Genomic DNA, 22460 nt, shown 5'->3' with positions numbered 1-22460 from the left:
TTGCTGAGTATATTGAGAACTGAACCTTTATATGGTAGATTTTGAACTGGCTTGGATTTTCAAAAATCAAATACGAGTTCTATAACAGCTTTAAGTCTTTCATTGATTTAATTACTACCAACAAAACCACCAGTCTCCTTACCTGCCCAACAATTTTTGTTCATACAGGCTTTAGGTAGTTTTTGGTCAAATAATTTCTTAAAGTAATCTAAACTATCGATTTTTTTTCCTTCATACCCTTTTGGCTCGCAATTTTTTCCCTCATAATGTCCAGGAACCCTTACTTGACCCATAACATAAACATTGCCCCCTACTGAATTAACGCTCATTTTCTTTTGATGTGAATAGGCAGCAATGTAGCAACCTGGAGATCCAGTGAAATCATTAACTGTTGGTAAATAGAAATCGTTAGGGAGAATGGACTGATTAGGATCTAAAATTTGACTTACATAGGACTGTGGAACTTTACGATTTTGTATTAAACTCTCTAACTTGGAAATAATAAAAGGGTCTTTGATTAAGCCAGCATTAATATTGAATTGGAGTAATTCAATTCTTTTTTTCTGATCCTCAGATTTCGTTGCATTGGTTATAAGTTCGGACTGAAACTTAAGTTCTTCAAGTTGGAGATTAGAACTTCCCTGAATAAATGCTACAATACTCGATGTCAAAAACCCAGCTAAAGCAGCAACAACAGCCGTAGTTGTTGGATTACTCAAAATACTGTTGGGAAATCTATTCTGTTTAGCTTTTATTATATTTTCTTCTTTTTTAATCTCCTGCTCATTTTGATTTTTTTGTTCTTCTAAAGCCAGCTTTTTAATTTCAATTAAGTGATTCAAGTGAGTATCATCAATTTTGCCATTATTACTAGCAATAAAGTGATTAATGATTTGATCGATGTTTTGCTTATTTTCGGAATTCATAGCTGATGTACCTCATTACTCTAACTGCCTTGTCTAGGCAATTTCTGTAAGATCCAACTAACAAAGGTTTCCTTCAAGCTAAATTGATTAACAAGAGTTGGCAAGTTAAACGCAGTGACCTATAGGAATCCTATTTTTTAAATCTTGCTAAGTATACTGAGAGCTAAACCTTTATAGAGCATACTTTTAGCTAACTTGGCTTTCTTAAAAATCAAATAGGAGCCCTATAGTTAATTTCCTGCTGATTTAATAAAGCTTGATTAATTCGACTTATTTAATCAACCACTACCCTCGCGCTCCCAACCTTCGTTTTCTATCTTTATGTATTCGATAGCGACAGCATTAGCACTAGCATCCAGGTCTGGTAAAGCCTGATATTCGGAAACCCAGCAACCATAAACGTTATATGAAGTCGCTTTTTTACCAGCTTCATCACGAACCTCAATAGTGATATCTTTACGGAAATCTGCTAGAGACACTTCTGAACCGATCTTACCAAGCGCCCAGACCTTATTTACCCATTCTTCAAAATCAGGATCTTTACTAACACCTCGTTCTAAGGTGATGGGATCGTACTTGCTTTGTCCAGGGGACTTATAGACTGTGCTAGGATCGCCACCTGTGCGGTGTTCTATGACCTCAGTGGTTCGCTTAAGACCACTGACTTTACTTACCCCAGCCACGTCTTTACCAGCGAATTTCACAACAAATTTAAAGTTTTTGTAGAGGTCTAAACGCTTACCTGAAATAGAAGGCATATATTTCTCCTTAAACTGCTATTTGTCCGGCTATTTGCTGAATCTTAAGAATGACAAATTCAGCAGGTTTGAGAGGAGCAAAACCAACAATGATATTGACAATTCCTAAGTTAATATCATTTTGGATTGTTGTTTCTTTATCACATTTTACAAAGTAAGCATCTTCCGACTTACTACCTTGAAAGGCTCCTTGAAGGAAGAGAGTATGCATAAAAGCCCCAAGATTCAAGCGAATTTGCGCCCACAATGGCTCGTCATTCGGCTCAAAGACAACCCATTGGGTACCGCGATAAAGACTTTCTTCTAAGAAAAGTGCGAAACGACGAACCGGAATATACTTCCATTCATCGGTAAGACGATCATCTCCCTTCCGCGTCCGCGATCCCCAAATCACACGACCAAAAGCCGGTAGAGTTCGCAAACAATTGATTCCCAGAGGATTTAATTCCCCATTTTCTGGATCTGTTAGAGGTACACTCAATTGTGGTACACCCGTCAATGTTGCTTCTGTACCTGCTGGAGCCTTCCACACACCGCGTTGAACATCAGTACGAGCAAATACACCCGCGATCGCACCACAAGGAACAAATTCTTCTAGTTGATTTTCCCGTAAAGGATTTGGCTGTTTGATTCTCGGAAAGAAAACAGCAGCATAACTAGTCGGTTCACCAATGCTCTGAATACCATCTTTGGCCTTATTCTTATCAGTCCAATTAGTAGGCGGATCGATGATGAAAAACGCGCGACGGTCTTTACAAAATTCTGCTGCTTGATCGACTAAAGAATCATAATCTATATTGCCATCATTTTTATAAGGTGGAATACAAAGGATATTAAACAGGTCGGCTTTGTTTAATGCATAAAGACCCTGTTTATTTGCTTCCTTATTTACCCCTGTGAAGTCGTTTACATCTAGATCGTCTCCATCCGTACCACTGTTTTCTTCCGCTTTGGTGTTTGTATCGTTGTCATCCCACAATTTTTTATTTGGTGCTGGTTGAGCATGAGCAGCTGGTCTGTCTGCTGGCAGAGATTCATCTCTAAATCGAACAAAATAAGACTCATTCAACAAGACTTTATCTACTCGTCTGGGATGATTTGGTAGCACCGATACGTTGCGAAATAATTCTAGTTGACCTGTATTGTTATCCAGCAGAACTGTAATGTTGAATAGTTTTTGTGAATCTGCATCACGTTTTACTTTATTATCTACGTATTCAATCCGCACTTTTAAAGCATTTCCCCAACTGCCTTCATTTGCTGCTTCTAAATTCAGACCATTAACATTTAGTTGTGCCTTCTTAGCAGTGGCTTCAGTTTGTGCTGGAGCTTGGTCTTGACCTTCTGGCTGTTTAGATTTAGAGTGAATGAGTCGGACAATAATTGCTTGGCTACCACCGTTGAGGTAAAAGTCTCGTAGAGCATAGCCAAGGGTACTATTTAGCCACAAGCCTCCAAAAATACGTTCAAAGTCGCCATAATTGTTGATAGTAATTGGCTCATCTACAGGCCCTCGTAAGGCGCGACCAATAAAGGCAGTAATAGAGGTAGATACGCCTGTAATCGTGCGTACTCCACTAGGGATTTCTTCTACGTAAACGCCTGGATAAGTTGGTTGTATGGGCATTGTTCATTCTCTGATTAAGAATTAAAACCTACAAATTGACAAAATAGTCAACTTTTAAATAAAAAAATTAAGAAGGGTTGTAAATTTTAATGTCATTAATAAGTTATTTGAGCAAGTCAGCTAAATCGCATTAGATATAACATTACAGCGAATTACTTTTAATATTAGTTGTCTCATAGGCTCTGAAACTCATAAAACTCATCCCATAACTCATAGTAAAACTCATGAAAAATAACATCCCTAAATACCTATCAGCACTGCGACTCGCTAAAGTCCGTCCAGCAGGGCTAAAAGTCACTGAGCGCACGGCTTGTGAATGAGCATTCAGGATTTTTAGAACAGCACCATCAATGAGCCGCCAAATTTTGAGTTCACCACCCTCATTTCCACTAGCTAAGGTCTGCCCATCGGGGACTTTCAGCCTGAATTACAACATCGCTTTGTCGGCTAATCTATTGAAATTCTGGATTTAAGATTTCGCCTGTAACAATGTCGGGAATTCCTGTCACCCATTTTGCCCAATTATTTGGTGCAAGGCTGATTAATTTTTGAGTGCTAACATCGGCAGCTTTGTTCATCAAAAAAAATAGATGCGATCGCTCTAAATCAAACCCAATAAATCCGAAGATAGTCGCTTCGCTTTATCCTACCGCAAATTAAGCCATTATCTAAGGTGCTAACCTGGCTTTACCTAGACGCTGCTTTTCATACCATTGTGCGATCGCAGGTGTCCAATCTTCAAAATGAGGCCACATCATTTCACACAACTTTTGAATTTCCAGTTGAGCATCTTTCTTATTTCTCAGATCACAAAAATGCAAGAAAGACCTTAAATTAAAACTAACTACAAAATGCTGGCGATAATCAAAAGGCACTTTGCCTCTAGCGTGTTCTTCAGACATTCCCGCCTCAAAATCAGCTTTATATCGTTTAGCTGCTTCTAGACACCACTCCAAATCTGCTGTTCGTTGCTCTGGTGAATAATGATATTTTTTGCCCTGTCTATCAGTGTAATAACCAACGGGACGTAGGTAAAAAACATCTTCTATGTCTTTCTTACCTTCTACTACATCAATAAATTGGTTGCCTGTGTATCTAAAAGATTGTACATCAAATGATACGGAAACACGATGAGTCCGGGCCTGCTGCATGACACTGTGGGGAAAGTAGCCACAGTTAAAAACAATCTGGGGATGCTCTAAAGGCCCATAGTGTCCCCTCTCACCCGCTAAAAGCCGCTTAACAATAACTTCGCCGCTTTGTGACTCCGACGGCCAAGAGTCGCGCTCATCAAACACAAACCCATCAGTATAGTCCTGGTGCATCGCGGCATAAATCACCTGCTGCGGGTTTGGTGTTTTGGCAATAACCTCTACTCGAAATCGATGCATTAGTTTTTGGGAAATGGATTTGTGAGGTAGTTTCTCATGAAGGTTTCCCCATGAGAAACTACCGTGATTGAAAGTACTTACGCAGAAGGAGCGGAGCCTGTTTGTTAGACATAGCTTTGAACTCGATCCATCATCATATCTCTGGCTTGGACTTCTGCTCGATCGCATGAAGATACTTTACAAAAATTAACAAGCTTGTTACAGTTATTTACATAAAGAGAAGACAGGGGAAAATCCATGCGTACAAGTACTGCTATAATTGACGACCAAGGCAAACTGAACAACTTTGCGATCGAGCCAAAGGTTTATATAGATGAGCAAGGCGATGTCTGGCGACAAGCCGCTACGCGTCTACGCACTGGATTCACCCCTTATGCAGAAATGCTCAACGGTCGTTTAGCAATGATTGGTTTTATCTCTCTGATAGCATTAGAAGTATTCACAGGACACGGTATTATTGGTGTTTTGGCAAGACTGTAAAAATTAATTTCTTTAAAATAACTCTCAAAAAATATAAGAGACAGTAAATTTACTGTCTCTTATTTTATGGAAAACTTAGTGCTAAAGTGAAAATATACTGATAACAAAAGCCGTTAGTTATCAGCGTAAAAATATTGGGTGAACTATGGCTTTAACTGCTTCAACTATGTTGCCACTAGGCACTAAAGCGCCAGATTTTAATCTACCGGAAGTAGTATCTGGAAAGGCAACTTCACTTTCTACTTTTGCAGATAAAAAAGCACTCTTAGTAATGTTTATTTGTCGGCATTGCCCGTTTGTAAAGCACGTCCAAAAAGAATTAGTGCAGTTAGGAAAAGATTATTTTACAAGTGATTTAGCGATCGTTGCCATCAGTGCTAACGATGCAAAGAATTACCCAGATGATGCGCCAGAATCGTTACAAGCATTTTCCACAGAACAAGGGTTAAATTTTACCTTATGCTACGACGAGAGCCAGGAAACGGCGAAGGCTTACACAGCAGCTTGCACACCAGATTTTTTTGTATTTGATCGCCAACGTCAACTTGTTTATCGGGGACAATTAGATGATAGCCGTCCCAGTAATGATAAACCCGTAACAGGTGCAGATTTACGCGCAGCCATTGAAGCAGTGCTGGCGGGTAAACCTGTTACGAGCGAGCAAAAGCCGAGTGTTGGTTGCAATATTAAATGGAAACCTGGAAACCAACCTAGTTATTTTGGTTAAGAGGGATTAGGCATGGGGCATGGAGAAGAGACAAGGTAGACAAGGAAGAAACTTGTCCCCCTTATCCTCCTCATCCCCACCCCCCATAACTATCAATGTTTAATTTCCAAATTGAGTATGTAGCATCCTAATTGGACTTTTTCTGCCCACAATTCATATTCCAGGCGCAAATGCTCTGGTAGGGGATGTCCGTTGAGAGTTAGGCTAGTGGTAAAATTTCGTAACCGAATCGGATCGTTAGGTTGCAATGACTCAGTTGGCAACCAATAGCGACTAATGCCATAAACGCCCTGTTCCCAAAAGTGACGGTAACTCACTTGAGCGTTACCTTGCATAGTCATGATGACTCGGTAAGGGGAAATCTCCAGCCACAAAATTCTGGGACTGTTAGGGGCGTAAGCTTTGCTCTTAGTTTGGGGAAGTGTGTCTTCTGGACTTATGACACTCTCTACTTCGCAGCTAATTAAGGGCGGTGCAGTCATCAGTAAATGGAATCGATTGGTATCTTTTTGATACAAGGTCGCGGCAGTTTCGACAACAGACCAGATCGGTAGGTCAGTGGAAATAAGTGATAAGCACACGGGCTTGCGGTGATGGGTCAGCATGGGAGCGATAAGGGCTAAAAGCTATTGAACAAAATGAAATCAACACTAGGTAGTCTAATAAGTCGGGGTAAGAAACTAAATAGTAAAACAGGCTTAATATTAATGAATCCGTTGATTTGTTAATAAGCTACACAAATCTGGATGAAACAGGTAGAATGTCAGCTTACACAGCAAAAACGGTATTTTTATCTAGAGAAAGCTAATTCGTAAGTAAAGCTTGTAAATATTCTAAGGCTATAGCCTCAAAACAGTGGCAGTCGTTTTAGATGTTAAAAAACCTTCTTGAAGGAGACTTACCGTAGATTGGAGTAAGTTTCATACAGCCAAAACCGATAGGATACAGGGAGGAAGTCACCAGAAGCGACAAACTAAGTCGCTAATGAACTTCCGGTGTATTCAAAAGCCAGTTTATCCTAATGTCGCCTTCTGTTATAACCGTAGAAACTCACGAAAACCTTTCTCACCTAAACAGTGCTGAGTAAATTGTGCGTCTGGCAAAGAAGAAAGAGCAAGAATTTCCATCTTAAAACAGCAAAACATGAGTAACCGTGTGAAGCGAAAGTTTTATGTACGGTTTCCGGTGAGTGAGGTAAACCAGCCTTGAACTGTTGAATCAGAATATTAATTACAAGTTTTCGTGATGAAAACTAAACTTCAAAGTTAATGTAAAACTAATGCGATGCTTGCGGTGGTCACTGAGCGCAGCCGAAGTGCGGGCTACGCCGACGCTAAATTTTGTTAGTTTGCTTTTATCCCGGTTAGGGTAAGTAGTTATACTAGAAATTGTGTAAAGTTGTGTAAATTAATTCCCTGAAGCTAATGTTCAAACCCTTCATCCAAACGAAGGGTTTTGAAACTTAAAGTTTCAGTTACCCTGAAGTTAGTTGCCCAATTAATATTGATTGTTCCATAACATAGAATAGATGACTGAACAAACTTCTAGAATTTGTATCCTTGGCGGAGGCTTTGGTGGTCTATACACAGCCCTGCGGTTAAGCCAATTACCTTGGGAATCTACGCAAAAACCCGAAATTGTTCTGGTAGATCAAAGCGATCGCTTCCTATTCTCTCCTTTACTTTACGAATTACTCACCGGCGAACTGCAAACCTGGGAAATTGCCCCACCCTTTGAAGAACTTTTGCAAGGCACAGGAGTGCGTTTTTATCAAGGGGTTGTGTCTGGAATTGACATCGACCAGCAACGGGTAAATATCCAAGAAGGGCCGGAAATCCCTTATGACCGATTAGTGTTGGCGCTAGGAGGTGAGACACCGCTAGATTTAGTACCCGGTGCAACATCTTACGCCTACACATTCCGCACAATTTCTGATGCCTATCGTTTAGAAGAACGTCTGCGATTTTTAGAAGAATCGGATGTAGATAAAATTCGGGTAGCGATCGTTGGGGCTGGCTACAGTGGTGTAGAGTTAGCCTGTAAGTTAGCCGACAGACTAGGCGAAAGAGGACGCTTTCGGATAATTGAAATTGCTGACCAAATTTTGCGAACTTCCCCAGAGTTTAATCGAGAAGCAGCAAAGAAAGCAATAGATGCCCGTGGTGTGTTTCTTGACTTAGAAACCAAAGTCGAATCAATCGAACAAAATAGCATTTCCCTAGAGTATAAAAACCAGTTAGATACAATTCCCGTAGATTTGGTAATTTGGACTGTGGGAACTAGGGTTGCACCCGTAGTAAAATCTCTTACTCTCAAGCAAAATCAGCGTGGTCAAATCACCACTACATCTAGTCTGCAAGTCCTCGATCGTCCAGAAATCTTTGCCTTGGGAGATTTAGCAGACTGTCATGATGCTGAAGGACAGCAAGTCCCCGCTACCGCACAAGCGGCTTTTCAACAAGCTGATTATACTGCTTGGAATATCTGGGCAACTCTGACTAATCGCCCTCTCCTTCCCTTCCACTACCAGCAGTTAGGAGAAATGATGGCACTAGGAATAGACAATGCTACTCTCACTGGTTTGGGAATTAAACTAGATGGCCCCTTGGCATACATCGCCCGTCGTGCTGCTTATTTATATAGATTGCCAACTTTAGAGCATCAACTTAAAGTTGGTTTTAATTGGCTATTCCGTCCGATTATAGAAACACTTTCTCGATAACTTTCAAGGTTGGGCATTGGGCATTGGGAATTGGGCATTGGGAATTGGTAAAAAAACCAATAGATTTACGATGATTTGTTTAATTTCCGCCAATCTACTTAGCAGATGCTAGACTCTACCCACAGAAGCTCTTAACAAGCCAAAATCTAAAATTCAACATTCAAAATTTTCAAAGTTTAATGGAACAACCGAAAGTTATTTTTTTAGATGCTGTGGGTACACTATTTGATGTCAAAGGTAGTGTGGGCGAAGTTTATAGTCAGATAGCCCAGGAATTTGGTGTTACAGTTTCAGCCGAAACATTAAATACAGCCTTCATCCAAAGCTTTAAAGCAGCGCCACCGCCAATATTTCCAGATGCAGAACTGCAAGATATTCCCCAGCGTGAGTTTGATTGGTGGCGGATAATTGCCCTGAACACTTTTGAAAGCGCAGGTGTTCTCAAGGAATTTTCTGACTTTTCGGCTTTTTTTAGCGAACTTTACATCCACTTTGGCACTGGCGAACCGTGGTTTGTCTATCCTGATGTCTTACCAGCTTTAATTAACTGGCGGCGGTTGGGAGTTAGTTTGGGGGTGCTGTCCAATTTTGATTCTCGAATTTACTCAGTATTGCAAAGTTTGGGATTGAGAGAGTTTTTTACCTCCGTTACTATTTCTACCCAGGTACGTGCAGCCAAACCCGATCCGCAAATTTTTGCCATTGCCTTAGATAAACATAAATGTTCCCCAGAGGCGGCATGGCATATCGGCGATAGCATTGTAGAAGACTATCATGCAGCGAAAGCAGCTGGACTCAGAGGCGTTTGGATCGATCGCGGAAAATGAGGGGATACTTTAGTCAAATGGATGTGATGCTTCTGGTGGGCTATGCCTACATCACTCTTCTAGAATACTGTAATACACTAAAACATAAAGTATCCCCTCAAAATTTCGGGGTAGGAATTATTCTGGTATCCATGAGCAACCAAAGGAATTAAAAGAAGATTTCTCTCGAATAATAGCTCCCAAAGATGGAATATGACCGATTTCCGATACTTTTGCAGCAGTTAATCGTTTTCGCTCATCCAACTGTTCATAACTAACCGATTAATGCTGCTATTTCTTCTTGCGTTCTACCATCATTCATCAATAACAGTATCAAAACTCGCTCTCTCATTTCAGAGCGGACGCTCTGTTTTAACAACTGTTGTAGATGTTGTTTTTGTTCTAAGCTTAGAAAGCCAATAACCGGCATAACAACCTGTACCCGAAGTTATATTTATTTTTATTATATGCAAATTGTAGGCGCAACAGCTTATCTGCGATCGTGGCATCAGTTTCGCCCTCAGAAGAATGTGGGCACGAGTAATAGTTCTTGCTTTACTCTTACCTGTTTTGATTAGCGATGCCTACGGCGGGCTACGCCTACGCAGTTTTTCTACTTCTTCATTACTCAAATTTACTGTATACTTCTTTGCCATGATGCTAACTGTAGCCAATACTTCAATTAGCTTACCAAAAACCTGTCTCACTAAGCATTGTTGCCTTGATGGAGTACTAGCAGTCTTTCTGAAAGTCATTTTTTTAACGTAGACGCTTCTCTACGAGACGCTATGCGTAGCTTGCTTCCACGAAGTGGTACGGCTTGCCGCAGGCTACCGCAGAGGCGCAGAGGACACAGAGAAAAGAAAGAGAAGGAAAAAATTGCTTAACTGAATTATTCACCCTTAACTTTTTTAATTTGTTTGCAAGGGTGCATTCAAAACTTTCTCAATGCGATCGCGCGTTTCTAATAAGTGCGCTTTGGTATATTCATCCTCAGAATTAACCCCCTTGAGTTTCTCATCAAGCTGTTTTAGTTTATACCAAGCTAGAGTCCGAGCATCTTCTGGAACATTTTCTTTTCGCAATACCATACCAGTCAAAATGTCAAGATATTGACGCTGCAAGCCTCGCCGTAAACTGGCAATCTTCATTGGTTTACCTTTGGGTTTGATCACTTCCGTCCAGATATCCGACTGTAAGGTATCAAATAGTTCTGGCAGAGTCAATGCTTTTCCTTCGGGAGTTTTGAGTTCAATATCCTTAAGACGAGAGAGGCGATCGCCTGAGAGTAAATCTCGCAACACAGAACCCTGCATCATTAGCACCAAATTATGAATAGGAAAATCCAAACGGCCAACTTGCGGCGAACTACCCCAATGTCGCCAACGAGAAGGTGCTAATTTATTCAGCAATTCTGGTGAAAAACTTAGGGCATCTTCTGCAAATACATATTTTTGCAGCGTTTCTAAAGCTTGCCGTTGTTCTTCAACTGGTACTGGTTCAAATGGTAAACGGTGTTGGGGGACTCCAGAAACTTTCTCCGAAGGTATCTCGTTAGGGTGAATGCGATAGAAAGATTGTCCCCCGATGTATTTTGTGGTGTAATATATTTGCTGAAAATAGTTACCCAATACTGTACTAAAACGTTCGCTGACATCGCTGTAACTATCACCAGCCAATGGGAAACGCTTATCAAGACGTTCCCACATCACCCGCGCATTATTTAATTGCCACTGAGAATAAAGCAGCACATTACTGCTATTATCCCAAGCATCAGCAGTTGGGTCGAGGTCATACACATCTTCATCGGTGGAATAACTCAACTCTGGCTTGTAGGATTGTGCAGCAATTTCCTCTAAAATTGGCTTTTCCGCGATGGGAGTTGATGTCTGAATTGTTGTGTAGCCGTACTTAATTGCCCATTCATCATAAAGCCCCACCATACTCGGAAAATAATCTCCTTGTTTTGTACCTTGAGGGGCGATATTTGGAGGAATATAGTCCATGACAGAACTTGTCAGACCTTTATTTTTGGTAATTTCTGTATTATTCATCTCCTGTGGTGGTAGCAGTGTACTACCACGGAAGTTATGACGTAAACCAAGAGTATGTCCAACTTCATGAGCGATGATTAAACGTAAATATTGATTGATATATTCTTTCACCTGGTCTGGTGTGGCCATAGTATCAGGCAGCAGTGACATCGCCAGGGAACCAAAGGCAAACTGATTAGCAGCTTCCATCCCATAGCATAAATCGTATTCACCAGCCATTTTCGATAAACGACTCAATAACCCCTGTTGTTGTTGCGTCTTCTGGGGCACACCATTGTTTTTCGCATCTAAACCGTTAGCACAAAGTAGCCGATTTTGCATCAAAGCTGATAAAGTCGTGCGATTTTCTGTTTGGCTGGGTTGGACTATTTTGCGATATTCACTCTTGAGTGCGCGGATAAAACTAGCATCTACGAGAATATCTGCATCCAAAATTTCCCCTGTCAATGGGTTAACGCGGGATGGTCCCATTGCAAAGTAGCCATCGACTGTATTAATCCAGCGAATCGTGTTGTAACGAATATCTGCCGGGTCCCAGGTAGCATCATCTGGCATTTGGCGGACTTCAATTGCATCCTTAAATCCGGCTTTGAGAAAGGCTTTGTTCCACATCAGAACGCCTTCTTTCATGGCATCGCGGTATTCTAAGGGTACAGCGTTATCAATCCAGAAGACAATCGGTTTTTTGGGGCGAGAAATCACTGCTTTCGGGTCTTGTTTTTCTAAATGCCAGCGATTTATGTAGCGGACAAAAGAATCGCCGCGATCGTCGTCTTTGGATAAATCTTGGTAGGCGGTGATGAAATAGCCAACGCGATCGTCAGCAAGGCGCGGTCGATAATCTTGATCGGGTAGTTGGGAGAGACTGTAGTGGACGCGCAGGGTAAAGCCACGGTTGTCAGCTAGGGATGCAAAGCTTGCTACTTCACTGTCACGGTCAAGGCTACCAGAGTAATTCAAAATTGACTCCAGTTCTAAGTTTTGGGGAAAGGCTTTAGCAGTACCAAAATAAGACTGGTCTGTGCTTCCGGGGACTCCTAAACTTGCAGATAATCCAGCTAAATCTGTGAGTAACAAATCTCCCAAGTCAATGAGAAGAGTTTTGCGTTCTGGATGAATGCTTTTAATGGAAATGGTGTAGAGAACAGAGTCACTAAATGATCGCGTCAGCGATCGCACCTGGGGATCTCCCTCACGAGTGCGAAAATTCACATTGCGGATCACAAAATGTAGTTTATCATCCACTCGTTGGAAATAAAACAAAAAATCTTGCAGAGGCATCCCACTGTAAATACCCCGTTCGCCAATACCCGATTCTAGGGTTGCTGTAGCTAAGTAATTTTTATTAAGTTGTTCTGGCTTAATTTCTAGATAAATCTTATTCTTTTCTTTATTGCGATAAAGAGTGAACAATCCCCCTGATTTTTGGGTATTTTTAATTACTTCGTTAAATGGCTCTAAATCGTCCTTTGTTGCTGGTTTAGCACTAGAACTAGGCTTGGCATCCGGTTTCTCTGCGGTTTTTGCAAGTTGCAAAAATGGTTGCTGACCTACTTGTTTCAGGTTTTTTACGATCCAAATAAACGGTTTAGCTTGTGCCTGGTTTTTTGGATTAACTACCCAAACTTGACCTGACCGTAGCTTCTGTTTTTGAGGAATATTAATATTGTTTACTGATAAAGCTGAGATTTTAGTTGCAGAAGTTTTTGTGGATAACTGACTATTAGATTTATCTCCACTTCTGGCTGTCACCACATTTTCTAAAACAATCTGCTTGCCTGTGTCAACATTGTTAACAAACGGTGACTTAGCGTTAGCTGTCGCTATTCCTAAAAACAAACTATGTAACAAAATCATATAAAAGGTTAATCTGTTCATCGCATTCATTCCCTGATAACTATCTCTCGTTAATTTTTAACTTTTGCAAAGCCATATAGCCTGAACTCTGCCAATCTCTTAGCTGCTTTATATTAGGCAACAAACTTTTGGCTTAAACTTTAGTTGCCCTTTTTCAGCTTTGTTGTACGGTTTTAGTGTAGGATTCTTCCTAACAATTGCATCTCCAATAAACAGTAAGTATGATTTTTGCATCAGACTAGTAAGTTTAGGGAAAAAAATCTAAAAAATTAGCTAAAGCATGGAATTTACTTGATTTTTGAAAGGATTTTTAAGTTAACACTTAATTTACATTATGAGAAGAAGCTTAAGGTTACTACAAAAGAGCCAGAAGCTGCCATCCAGGAACGCCGTTGCCAAATTTACAACAAGTCGCCTGTCGTAAACATCGCCAACTGATGATTTTTTTACTATAGTATTTATTTATACTATTGACTATTGGAAATGAAAATCAAACTAGCATAGAAAAATTTCTATTCAGGATTATCAAAAACAGTTATTTAAATGTAACAACGGAAACAAAAATGTCAACATATTTATCTCAAGTTTGGCAGATGCTGAGAAATTATGTCAGGGTTACAAGGTTGCAAAAGATGCCAAAGACCGCATCGCCAGAAACCGAAGCAGTTTTACCTCTAGGAAAAAGTATTAAAGAAGCAGAGAAAAGCGTTAAATTTACTCAAGACAATTTGCAGGAATATTTATACTCTCCAAAACTGCAAAAAAGCTTAGAAAAATGGATAATAACAAAAAGCGGTTTGACTTCTCAGATAGACGATCGCACATTGGGTACTTTACCCACTGGGTTTGACTTTAAAGTATGCGATCGCCAGATGCATGAAGAGATTTATGATTTATTGGGCAATGCTGCCCTGAAACCGGAAATAGTCAACCAACTAATGGAATTGGTTGTTACCGATCAAAAAATTCGCCCAGAATTGCTTTTTTGGCGGCTAGAAGATTTTTATCGTCGCTGGTGTCAGGGAGAATTTATCGATGGCACACCAGATGATAACCTGCCTCAGAAAACAAAGTTACAACTAGCGACACAAAATATTGCGATCGGGTTGAGACAGGTAGATATATATACAGGGTTGAACGTATTGATTTTACTATTAGAGTTACACCGCTACGCCCAAGGGCAAGATCAACTCAAACAAAAAATCATCTTCTATCCATCTGCCCAACCAGACACAGACAATTTTTTCACATCCCAACTACTGCGGATTATCAACTATAGCGATGCTCTGGAAATTGGTAACTTTAGTAATATAGTTGGACAATTCCTCAAAGGGGGCAACTTTCGGGGTGCTTACCTGGGCGATGCCAACCTCACTGGGGCAGACTTTAGCGGCGCTGACCTCAGCCTTGCTTATCTTGGCGATGCCAACTTAACAGGCGTAAACTTCAGTGGTGCCAACCTTAGCGGTGCCAACCTCGGCGATGCCAACCTTAGCGGTGCTAACCTCACTGGTGTTAACCTCAGCAGTGCCGACCTCAGTAGTACCAACCTCAGTGGTGCAAACCTTAGCTGTGCCAACCTTAGCCGCGCCGACCTCAACCGCGCCGACCTTAGCAATACCAACCTTAACCGTGCCGACCTTAGCCGCGCCGACCTCAACCGCGCCGACCTTAGCAGCACTAACCTCAGCCATGCTGACCTAAGTAACGCCATCCTTTTCGGTGCCAATTTGAGTGATGCCAATCTTAGCAGTGTCAGCCTTAGCCATGCCGACCTTTGCCGCGCCGACCTCAGTGGTGCTGATTTGAGTCACGCCATCCTCAACGGTACAAACCTCAGTGACACAATTCTTTTCAGTACCAACCTCAGCGATGCTATCCTTGTGGCCGCAGACCTCAGCTATGCCAAACTTAACGGTGCGAAACTTAATAATGCCAGACTTAACGGTGCAATGTTCTTAGGTGCCGACCTCAGTGGTGTAGATTTGAGTCGCGTGATTCTCAACGAAGCTGACCTCAGTGGCGTGATTCTCAACGATGCCGACCTCAGTGGTGCTGACCTCACCGACGCGATCCTATTTGGCACAGACTTCAGCTATGCCAACCTTAACAGTGCTAACCTCAGTGGCAGTAACCTCAGTGGTGCTATCCTCAATGGCGCGGATCTCAGCCATAGCAACCTCAGTTATGCCATTTTGGTTGGTGCAGACCTCAGTGATGCCAATTTAGAAGAGATGATTTGGGGTAAAAAGCAGCAGTGGGAAGGTGTGCAGGGATTAGAGACAGCAGTTAATATACCGGAGGCGTTGAAGGAAGAACTGGGACTGAATTGAGATGAGGCGAGATTTTATCCTAAACTTTACCCAACTAAGTGCAACCCCTAATTAATTCGTAGCGAATTCTCCGCGTACCTTTGCGCTCCTTTGCGTTTAAATTTCCACCCTCAATTCGCCACAATTTTACGCAAAGCTGTACTAAGTGCAGTCATTCTGTAAACGGGATAGTTTTATCATTCATTACTTATTCCTAACCGTTTTTTAAGTTCGGTTTCTATTTGTTCTCCAGTGCTAACAACCACGCCTGGTTTTGTTCTCATTTGTTTTAAAAAATATTGAAAGGCATCTTCATCTTGGGGATGGGTTTTGATGTATTCTTTTAGTTCTTGATAGGAAAGATTTAAATAATTACTCATCTGATTAATACCTCGCCACTACTAAGGATTTCTACTTCTATTGTTTGACCTACTAAAACTGCTATTCGGTTGTTTCTCTGATCGTATCTAGTCAGTTCGATTGTCTGTAACAATTCACTTGCACGAATACAGAAGTCAAAAAATGCTTTAAGTTGTTCTATTGTAGGTTCCATTTTAAATTCATATTACATAGTCATTTTACTTTTTTGTTTGATTTAAATAAACGTGAGTTCGACAGGACTAAAAAAATTTCTACGATATCTCGCCCGGAGACGTTTCCGTTGCTCCGGGCGAGATACAATGGTAGACTAAGCCCTAACCCTGATTTTTGTTAGATATTTTTAGTCTCGGCTTTTTTTGTGCCTTTTTTGCCGATTTTCAATCAATCTTAGCGTAGGCGTAGCCCGCCACAGGCATCGCCATACCTACCTAGTTTCTCATGGTTCATATCTAGCAAGGTTTTTGGCTTTTTTTAACCGTCGAACTCACGTTAATTAATTACGGTGATTATTGCTGTAGTGAACCCTTGTACCTGCCCATAGCAACTTCTCCCGCAGCGTCTGATAGTAGGAATTGTTCTCGCGCAAAATAATAAATTTAGCCCGACAATCTGCCATCCGCACATCAACGCGGTGTCCCGGCCAAATTGAAGTCCCCAAAACCCCATCTGTCCACAGCTTGGTACTCAAATCGTAATCCCCCAAAGGCCAAATACTCACCACAGAACCAGGGGGTAAAACGAGGGGGCGACTAGAAAGGCTCATTGCACAAATGGGAGTGACAGTAATCGCCTCCATACCATCATGCATAATTGGCCCATTCGCAGAAACGGTATAACCAGTAGAACCTGTGGGAGTAGAAATAATCAACCCATCCCCGACGTATTGATCGACTACCTCACCATCAATTTCCATTTCCAGAATTGAGGTGATCATTCGGTCAGCAGAGGCGGGTTTGACACAGAATTCATTCAAAGAGAGGTAACGTTCACTCACTGGTTCCAAGTTAGATCCGTGACCCTCATACACCGCAGCTTGTAACATCATCCGTCGTTGGATAGCATAGCGATCCTCAAACAGCCGATCCCAAACTTTCTCCGTATCTTGAAACTCTTCCACCGACTCAGTTAAAAACCCCAGATGACCTCCCACATTCACTCCCAGAATTGGGATACCAGCTGGGGCTAAATGTCTGGCACCAGTTAAAACAGTACCATCGCCACCGAGTACCAAAGCGAGATCGATTGGTTGACCCGCCGAAGCCAAAAAGACTGGATAGGGGTTGTCTTTCGGCCCGCTAGGTCCCATCAACACTTGGCAATCGCGGCTTTCTAGTTGTTTCGCACAGATTTCTGCCCATTCTTTACTTCGGGCATCCCGCGCTTTATAAGCAATGATTACCTGCTTTAGTTGCACGCACAATTACCATTTCAGGAGATTAAACTGCTCCATATCGACGGTATCGCGGTTGCGATAAATGGCCAGCACGATCGCTAAACCCACCGCCGCCTCGGCTGCGGCCACGGTAATCACAAATACTGTGAAAACCTGACCCTTAATTAATGTTGAGTCGAGGAAGTTGGAAAATGCCATTAAATTCAGATTAACAGCATTGAGCAGTAACTCAATTGACATCAGCACCCGCACAGCGTTGCGGCTGGTAATTAAACCATAGATGCCAATGCAAAATAAAGCGGCTGCTAGTAATAAAAAGTACTGGAGTTGCATGAATCTGAGTATCCCTCCTGAAAAAATCCGCCTGTTTATCTGCAACTGAAGTCACAAATATTACTCTTTTGTTTCGCTAGTTGTTGATACTAGTTCTCTGGGGCGTTCTGGCAAAGTCAAAACAGTTTGCCCTAGTTCGGATGGTGTCAATAGGTCTGGCAAATACTCGCGGCGTGCCAAAATAATTGCTCCTACCATCGCTATCAGCAGCAAAATGGAAGCCAATTCAAAAGGTAGTAAAAAGTCAGTGAAGAAATGCTCTCCAATCAAAATTATAGAACTTTCACCACCCGCTACAGCAGGAGTTGAGTATGCCCAAGGAGTAGCCAGCACCATCGTACTTAAAAGACCAAACAATCCGACACTGACTACACCCGTAAGTACTTTACGCACCCAAGAGTTGGGAAATGCGACAAAATTCTCCCGCTTGTTCACCAACATAATGGCAAACAAAATCAGCACGTTAACCGCCCCAACGTAAATTAATATTTGTGCAGCTGCAACAAAATCAGCATTTAGCAACAGGTAGATTCCCGCTATGCTGATGAACACACCCCCTAGCAAAAAGGCAGAATAGACGATGTTAGAGAACAGCACCACACCAATGGCTGCCCCAATCATCATCACGCCCAGTATGCCAAGTGATACTAACTGTACTCCTTCTGCTAGATTCACTGTTTTTTGTCCTTAGTCAATTGTCATTGGTCATTGGTCATTAGTCATTGGTCATTGGTCATTGGTCATTAGTTATTGGTCAAATAACAAAGCACAAAGGATAAATGACAATGGACAAATGACATTATTTTTCTGTTTGTTCTACCAAGTCTTCTGGACGCGCACCTGCACGCGGCGCATCCGCAGGTAGTCCGTGGGGTTCGAGTACGCCTTTGGGTAGGTAAACTAATTCGCGCAGTGGTGTAACCATTGGATCATCTGTTACCTTGTAAGGCAGACGACCTAGCGCTACACTGTCATAGTTCAATTCATGGCGATCGTAAGTGGCAAGCTCATACTCTTCTGTCATGGATAGACAGTTAGTGGGGCAAAATTCCACACAATTACCGCAAAAGATACAAACTCCAAAGTCAATGCTGTAGTGGTTGAGTTTTTTCTTTTTGCTGGCTTTGTCGTATTCCCAATCTACTACAGGCAGGTTGATTGGGCAAACGCGAACGCAAACTTCGCAAGCGATGCACTTATCAAATTCAAAGTGAATTCTACCGCGAAACCGTTCGCCAGGAATCAGTTTTTCGTAAGGGTACTGTACAGTAATTGGCCGCCGCCGCATGTGGTCGAAGGTGACAGAAAGTCCCTGACCAATGTAACGCGCAGCTTGTACCGTTTCTTTGGCGTAATCACCAACTTGTTTCAGGAACTTTAGCATTTTGTGTCTCTCTGTTTTGGATTTTGGATTTTTGGATTTTAGATTTCAGATTCAATCTAAAATCTAAAATCTAAAATCTAAAATTGGTTTACCCGCCGAAGGCGAAGGGAAAGGCTAGTTTCAGGGCGGCAGTTAATAGAAGATTAACTAAACCAACTGGTAACAAAAACTTCCATCCTAAATCTAACAGTTGGTCAATCCGTACCCGTGGGACTGTCCAGCGCAACAGGATGGCGACAAACACTAGTAAATAGGCTTTGAAGACGGTCATCGAGATCCCCAAGGCCGCAGTTACTATCTGGAAGATGGGATTTAGTTCACTGACTCCCAGCCAACCAGCGATGAGGTTGAGAGGAATAGGAAAGTCCCAACCGCCCAAGTAGAGAATTGCTACTAGTAAAGAAGAAAGAATCAAGTTAACGTAAGAACCCAGGTAGAACAGCCCGAATTTCATCCCTGAGTATTCAGTCTGATAGCCAGCGACGATTTCTTCTTCTGCTTCTGGTAAGTCAAAGGGCAATCGTTCGCATTCAGCAAGGGCGGCTATCCAAAAAATCAGAAAACCGATTGGTTGTCGCCAAATGTTCCAGCCGAGAATGCCGTAGCCAGACTGTTGATTGACAATATCAACAGTGTCGAGGCTATTAGACATCATAGCGATCGCTAACACCGCCAGTGACAAAGGAATTTCATAACTAATAGATTGCGCTGCTGCCCGCAAGCCCCCTAAGAGGGAGTATTTGTTATTAGATGCGTAGCCAGCCATCAATAAACCAATGGGTTGAATGCTTGACAAGGCAATCCACAAGAATACGCCCATGCCCACATTGCTAATTACGATATTCTGCCCAAAGGGGACAATCAGAAACGACAGAAACACCGGAATTACAACAATAATTGGCCCCAGAGTAAACAGCCAGGGGTCAGACTTGGCTGGTACGATATCTTCTTTAAATACCAGCTTCAGACCATCCGCTACAGGCACCAGCAACCCAAAAGGCCCCTGGTATTCTGGCCCAATTCGCTGCTGTGCTGAGGCAGAAATTTTCCGTTCTAGCCAAGTAGCAACTAATACCCCCACTGTTGCCCCAATCAGCATCAGTATCATTGGCAAGGGCATCCAAATCGCTTTGGCTGTTCCTGCTGGTATACCTAAATCCCGGAGGGATTCAATAAAAGTTCCTTGGAGGTCAATTCCTGAATTCATGTTTCCGCTCTTTAAGACATGGAGTCATGGTGAGTTACAACTATTAGTTGAATTAATAACTGTAAATTCACCCATTTATAATTTTTGCTGTGATAACGCCCGATTGATGATTTGTTGCCAATTCCCATGCCTAGTATATCGTTGGATGGTTTGACCACCCTGAAGCGAGATGAGAAGTTCTACTTATGGTTGGCATTGAGATTGGCTATTGAGGGGACGGGGGGATGAGGGGAGTAAGAATTTTAGATTTTAGATTTTGGATTTTAGATTGAAATTTAATCCAAAAGACGCTCGCGGACTCGCTAACGCTGCGCTATCGTCAATCCAAAATCCAAAATTGAATTGCCCCATGCCCAATTACCGTTGCTCAATCGGTGTATAAGTAATTTCGTGCAGACCGTTGTAAACTTGGGTAGGGCGGAAAATCCGGTTTTCTGCTAGTTGTTCTTTCCAGTGGGCTAACCAACCGGCAACACGTGCGATCGCAAATATTGGCGTAAACAAGTCTGTAGGAATCCCCATTTTCCTATACACTAAACCTGAATAAAAGTCAATGTTGGGATAAATCCCCTTGCTACCGAGTTTTTCCTCTACCACGTGTTCCATCTCTTGAGCAATGTCGTAGAACTTGTCATGCCCAAACTTCTCAAACAGTTGCTCTGCTAGACTTTGTAAAATTATGGCTCGTGGGTCTTTTACTTTATACACACGATGTCCAAAGCCCATAATCTTAGATTTAGTTTCTAGACAATGCTCTATGTAGGGACGGACATTTTCTACAGAGCCAATTTTCTCCAACATCTGAATTACTTCTTCATTGGCTCCCCCATGCAGAGGCCCACCCAAAGTTCCGACGGCACTAGCAACCACAGCATAAGGATCGGTTAAGGTGGAAGCTGTCACCCTAGCACTGAAAGTAGAAGCATTCATTGTATGCTCAACTTGAAGTATCAAGCAGATATCAAAAATCCGCGCCATCAGAGGATCGGGTTCTCGCTCATCAAGCATGTATAGAAAGTTGGCGGAGTAATCTAAGTCATCACGGGGACGTACTGGGTCATTGCCTTTTCGCATCAGTTGGAACGCCGCCACCATCGTCGGAATGGTTGCTATCAGGCGCACCACCGAATCTCGAATGTAGACAGGATTGTGTAAATCGCGGAGCGAATAAAATAAGCCTAAAGCAGCAGCAGAAGCTTGCAAGGCATCCATTGGGTGGCCGCTTTCTGGAAAGCATTTCATCATGTCCCGAATGCGGTATTTTATCCGCCGGTGGTAACGAACTTCATGCTCAAATGTTTCCAGTTCTTCCTTGCTTGGCAGTTTACCCCAGATTAAGAGATAAGCAGTTTCCAAGAATGTACTTTTTTCTGCTAGTTCTTCAATCCGAATGCCACGATATTCTAGTATTCCCTTTTGCCCATCAACATAACTGATACTTGATTGAGCGGCGGGAATGCCTTCTAGACCAGGCTTGTATTCGCACACCATCATGGCAACACCATTCGCTTTGTGAAATATCTGATCAAGCTAACTTACCAGAAATTTATTGTCGCCATAACAGTAGCCGTTCTAACAACAATCGAAAATGTTGAAAAACTGTTATAGCAGGTACTTGGGTGGTGTCAACCAAAACATCTGACTCCGACCCAGAGGAGAACCTGTTTCTGGTAGTTTTATCCCAATCATACCTGCTTTTTTCAAGACTAAGCTTTCTTTGACTTCTCCCCACAGGAGAATTTCTGCCCAATTGGTCAAATCAGGTTCGTGTCCAACCAGCGCCAGTTGGGTATTTTGGGAATAATTTTTTGGTTCTAACCAGTCTTTGAGCCAACTAGAAATTTGACCATCGGGCGCGAGGTGGCTTGATTCCTCTAATTTTGAGCTTAGTTTTTCTGCTATGAGGATTTCAGCCGTTTGGCGGGCCCGCACTAAGGGACTGGTGAGAATTAAATCAAAACTTAAACCTAATTTAACAAGTTTTTGGGCAACTTTCTCAGTTTTTTGCCTTCCTTCTTTGGTTAGGCTGCGTTCCTCATCCTTGATACCTAATCCCTGGTCTTCGGCGATGCCATGACGAATTAAGTATAGTTCCATATTTT

The 22460-nt window shown here is 42.1% G+C and carries 23 protein-coding genes and 1 pseudogene; 5 read left to right on the top strand and 19 right to left on the bottom strand.

Features of this window, described 5'->3' with window-relative positions:
• Window positions 1-107: 107 nt before the first annotated feature.
• From HWQ37_RS20335 to thyX, 6 genes and pseudogenes are all read right to left on the bottom strand, one after another.
• Window positions 108-926, bottom strand: coding sequence for a hypothetical protein (locus HWQ37_RS20335; RefSeq protein WP_292750226.1), 819 nt, complete (start codon window positions 924-926; stop codon window positions 108-110).
• A gap of 278 nt (window positions 927-1204) precedes the next feature.
• On the bottom strand, window positions 1205-1684 hold the full coding sequence (locus HWQ37_RS20330) for a phage tail protein (RefSeq protein WP_292750223.1): 480 nt from the start codon (window positions 1682-1684) through the stop codon (window positions 1205-1207).
• 10 nt (window positions 1685-1694) lie between these two features.
• Window positions 1695-3311: a phage tail sheath family protein gene (locus HWQ37_RS20325; RefSeq protein ID WP_292750220.1), complete on the bottom strand. Its 1617-nt coding sequence runs from the start codon at window positions 3309-3311 to the stop codon at window positions 1695-1697.
• Window positions 3312-3453: 142 nt separating this feature from the next.
• Window positions 3454-3609, bottom strand: coding sequence for a hypothetical protein (locus HWQ37_RS34675; protein WP_363318158.1), 156 nt, complete (start codon window positions 3607-3609; stop codon window positions 3454-3456).
• A 157-nt stretch (window positions 3610-3766) separates the two neighbouring features.
• Window positions 3767-3889, bottom strand: a pseudogene (locus HWQ37_RS20320) (transposase); the annotation flags it as partial.
• A 90-nt stretch (window positions 3890-3979) separates the two neighbouring features.
• A complete protein-coding gene (gene thyX, locus HWQ37_RS20315) occupies window positions 3980-4702 on the bottom strand; it encodes an FAD-dependent thymidylate synthase (RefSeq protein WP_292750218.1) in 723 nt (240 codons plus the stop codon).
• A 237-nt stretch (window positions 4703-4939) separates the two neighbouring features.
• Between thyX and HWQ37_RS20310 the strand changes: the two genes are divergently transcribed.
• Together HWQ37_RS20310 and HWQ37_RS20305 are read left to right on the top strand one after the other, a co-directional pair.
• Entirely contained in the window at window positions 4940-5182 is a 243-nt protein-coding gene (locus tag HWQ37_RS20310) for a high light inducible protein (RefSeq protein ID WP_292750215.1), read from the top strand.
• A 145-nt stretch (window positions 5183-5327) separates the two neighbouring features.
• On the top strand, window positions 5328-5909 hold the full coding sequence (locus HWQ37_RS20305) for a thioredoxin family protein (protein ID WP_292750213.1): 582 nt from the start codon (window positions 5328-5330) through the stop codon (window positions 5907-5909).
• Between the two features lie 92 nt (window positions 5910-6001).
• Here the strand turns inward: HWQ37_RS20305 and HWQ37_RS20300 are convergent, their stop codons facing one another.
• Window positions 6002-6514 carry a hypothetical protein gene (locus HWQ37_RS20300; protein WP_292750210.1) on the bottom strand — a complete coding sequence of 171 codons (513 nt, stop codon included), beginning with the start codon at window positions 6512-6514 and terminating at the stop codon, window positions 6002-6004.
• A 923-nt stretch (window positions 6515-7437) separates the two neighbouring features.
• On the opposite strand from HWQ37_RS20300, the gene HWQ37_RS20295 reads away from it, so the two are divergent.
• The gene (locus HWQ37_RS20295) at window positions 7438-8631 is read left to right on the top strand and encodes an NAD(P)/FAD-dependent oxidoreductase (protein ID WP_292750207.1); all 1194 of its coding nucleotides are present in this window, start codon (window positions 7438-7440) and stop codon (window positions 8629-8631) included.
• Between the two features lie 179 nt (window positions 8632-8810).
• Window positions 8811-9458, top strand: coding sequence for an HAD-IA family hydrolase (locus HWQ37_RS20290; protein WP_292750204.1), 648 nt, complete (start codon window positions 8811-8813; stop codon window positions 9456-9458).
• 253 nt (window positions 9459-9711) lie between these two features.
• Here the strand turns inward: HWQ37_RS20290 and HWQ37_RS20285 are convergent, their stop codons facing one another.
• The 3 genes from HWQ37_RS20285 to HWQ37_RS20275 form a co-directional block, all read right to left on the bottom strand.
• Window positions 9712-9867, bottom strand: a complete 156-nt coding sequence (locus HWQ37_RS20285) for a hypothetical protein (protein WP_292750201.1) — start codon at window positions 9865-9867, stop codon at window positions 9712-9714.
• 154 nt (window positions 9868-10021) lie between these two features.
• On the bottom strand, window positions 10022-10192 hold the full coding sequence (locus HWQ37_RS20280) for a hypothetical protein (protein WP_292750198.1): 171 nt from the start codon (window positions 10190-10192) through the stop codon (window positions 10022-10024).
• Between the two features lie 156 nt (window positions 10193-10348).
• Complete coding sequence (locus HWQ37_RS20275; RefSeq protein WP_292750195.1) at window positions 10349-13369, bottom strand: zinc-dependent metalloprotease; 3021 nt, start codon at window positions 13367-13369, stop codon at window positions 10349-10351.
• A gap of 542 nt (window positions 13370-13911) precedes the next feature.
• Here HWQ37_RS20275 and HWQ37_RS20270 point away from each other — a divergent pair.
• A complete protein-coding gene (locus HWQ37_RS20270) occupies window positions 13912-15681 on the top strand; it encodes a pentapeptide repeat-containing protein (protein ID WP_292750193.1) in 1770 nt (589 codons plus the stop codon).
• A gap of 176 nt (window positions 15682-15857) precedes the next feature.
• Here HWQ37_RS20270 and HWQ37_RS20265 read toward each other — a convergent pair whose 3' ends face one another.
• The 9 genes from HWQ37_RS20265 to sixA all read right to left on the bottom strand — a co-directional run bounded on the left by HWQ37_RS20265 (window position 15858) and on the right by sixA (window position 22455).
• Complete coding sequence (locus HWQ37_RS20265) at window positions 15858-16040, bottom strand: DUF6887 family protein (protein ID WP_292750191.1); 183 nt, start codon at window positions 16038-16040, stop codon at window positions 15858-15860.
• Window positions 16037-16213 (bottom strand): DUF6888 family protein, encoded by a 177-nt coding sequence (locus HWQ37_RS20260; protein WP_292750189.1) that lies wholly within the window; start codon window positions 16211-16213, stop codon window positions 16037-16039. Before HWQ37_RS20260 ends, HWQ37_RS20265 begins: the two co-directional genes overlap by 4 nt.
• 321 nt (window positions 16214-16534) lie before the next feature.
• The gene (locus HWQ37_RS20255) at window positions 16535-17455 is read right to left on the bottom strand and encodes an NAD(+) kinase (RefSeq protein WP_292750186.1); all 921 of its coding nucleotides are present in this window, start codon (window positions 17453-17455) and stop codon (window positions 16535-16537) included.
• A 6-nt stretch (window positions 17456-17461) separates the two neighbouring features.
• Entirely contained in the window at window positions 17462-17767 is a 306-nt protein-coding gene (gene nuoK, locus HWQ37_RS20250) for an NADH-quinone oxidoreductase subunit NuoK (protein WP_006199065.1), read from the bottom strand.
• Window positions 17768-17827: 60 nt separating this feature from the next.
• Window positions 17828-18442, bottom strand: coding sequence for an NADH-quinone oxidoreductase subunit J (locus tag HWQ37_RS20245; RefSeq protein ID WP_292750183.1), 615 nt, complete (start codon window positions 18440-18442; stop codon window positions 17828-17830).
• A gap of 124 nt (window positions 18443-18566) precedes the next feature.
• A complete protein-coding gene (gene ndhI / locus HWQ37_RS20240) occupies window positions 18567-19151 on the bottom strand; it encodes an NAD(P)H-quinone oxidoreductase subunit I (protein ID WP_099102630.1) in 585 nt (194 codons plus the stop codon).
• An 88-nt stretch (window positions 19152-19239) separates the two neighbouring features.
• Complete coding sequence (gene nuoH / locus HWQ37_RS20235; RefSeq protein WP_292750181.1) at window positions 19240-20358, bottom strand: NADH-quinone oxidoreductase subunit NuoH; 1119 nt, start codon at window positions 20356-20358, stop codon at window positions 19240-19242.
• A 357-nt stretch (window positions 20359-20715) separates the two neighbouring features.
• Window positions 20716-21852 (bottom strand): citrate synthase, encoded by a 1137-nt coding sequence (locus HWQ37_RS20230; protein WP_292750179.1) that lies wholly within the window; start codon window positions 21850-21852, stop codon window positions 20716-20718.
• A 108-nt stretch (window positions 21853-21960) separates the two neighbouring features.
• Window positions 21961-22455, bottom strand: a complete 495-nt coding sequence (gene sixA, locus HWQ37_RS20225; RefSeq protein ID WP_292750281.1) for a phosphohistidine phosphatase SixA — start codon at window positions 22453-22455, stop codon at window positions 21961-21963.
• Window positions 22456-22460 lie beyond the last annotated feature (5 nt).

It is taken from the genome of Nostoc sp. NMS4 (assembly GCF_017115095.1).
Lineage (GTDB): Bacteria > Cyanobacteriota > Cyanobacteriia > Cyanobacteriales > Nostocaceae > Nostoc.
This window is presented reverse-complemented; position numbering and strand designations above follow the sequence as displayed.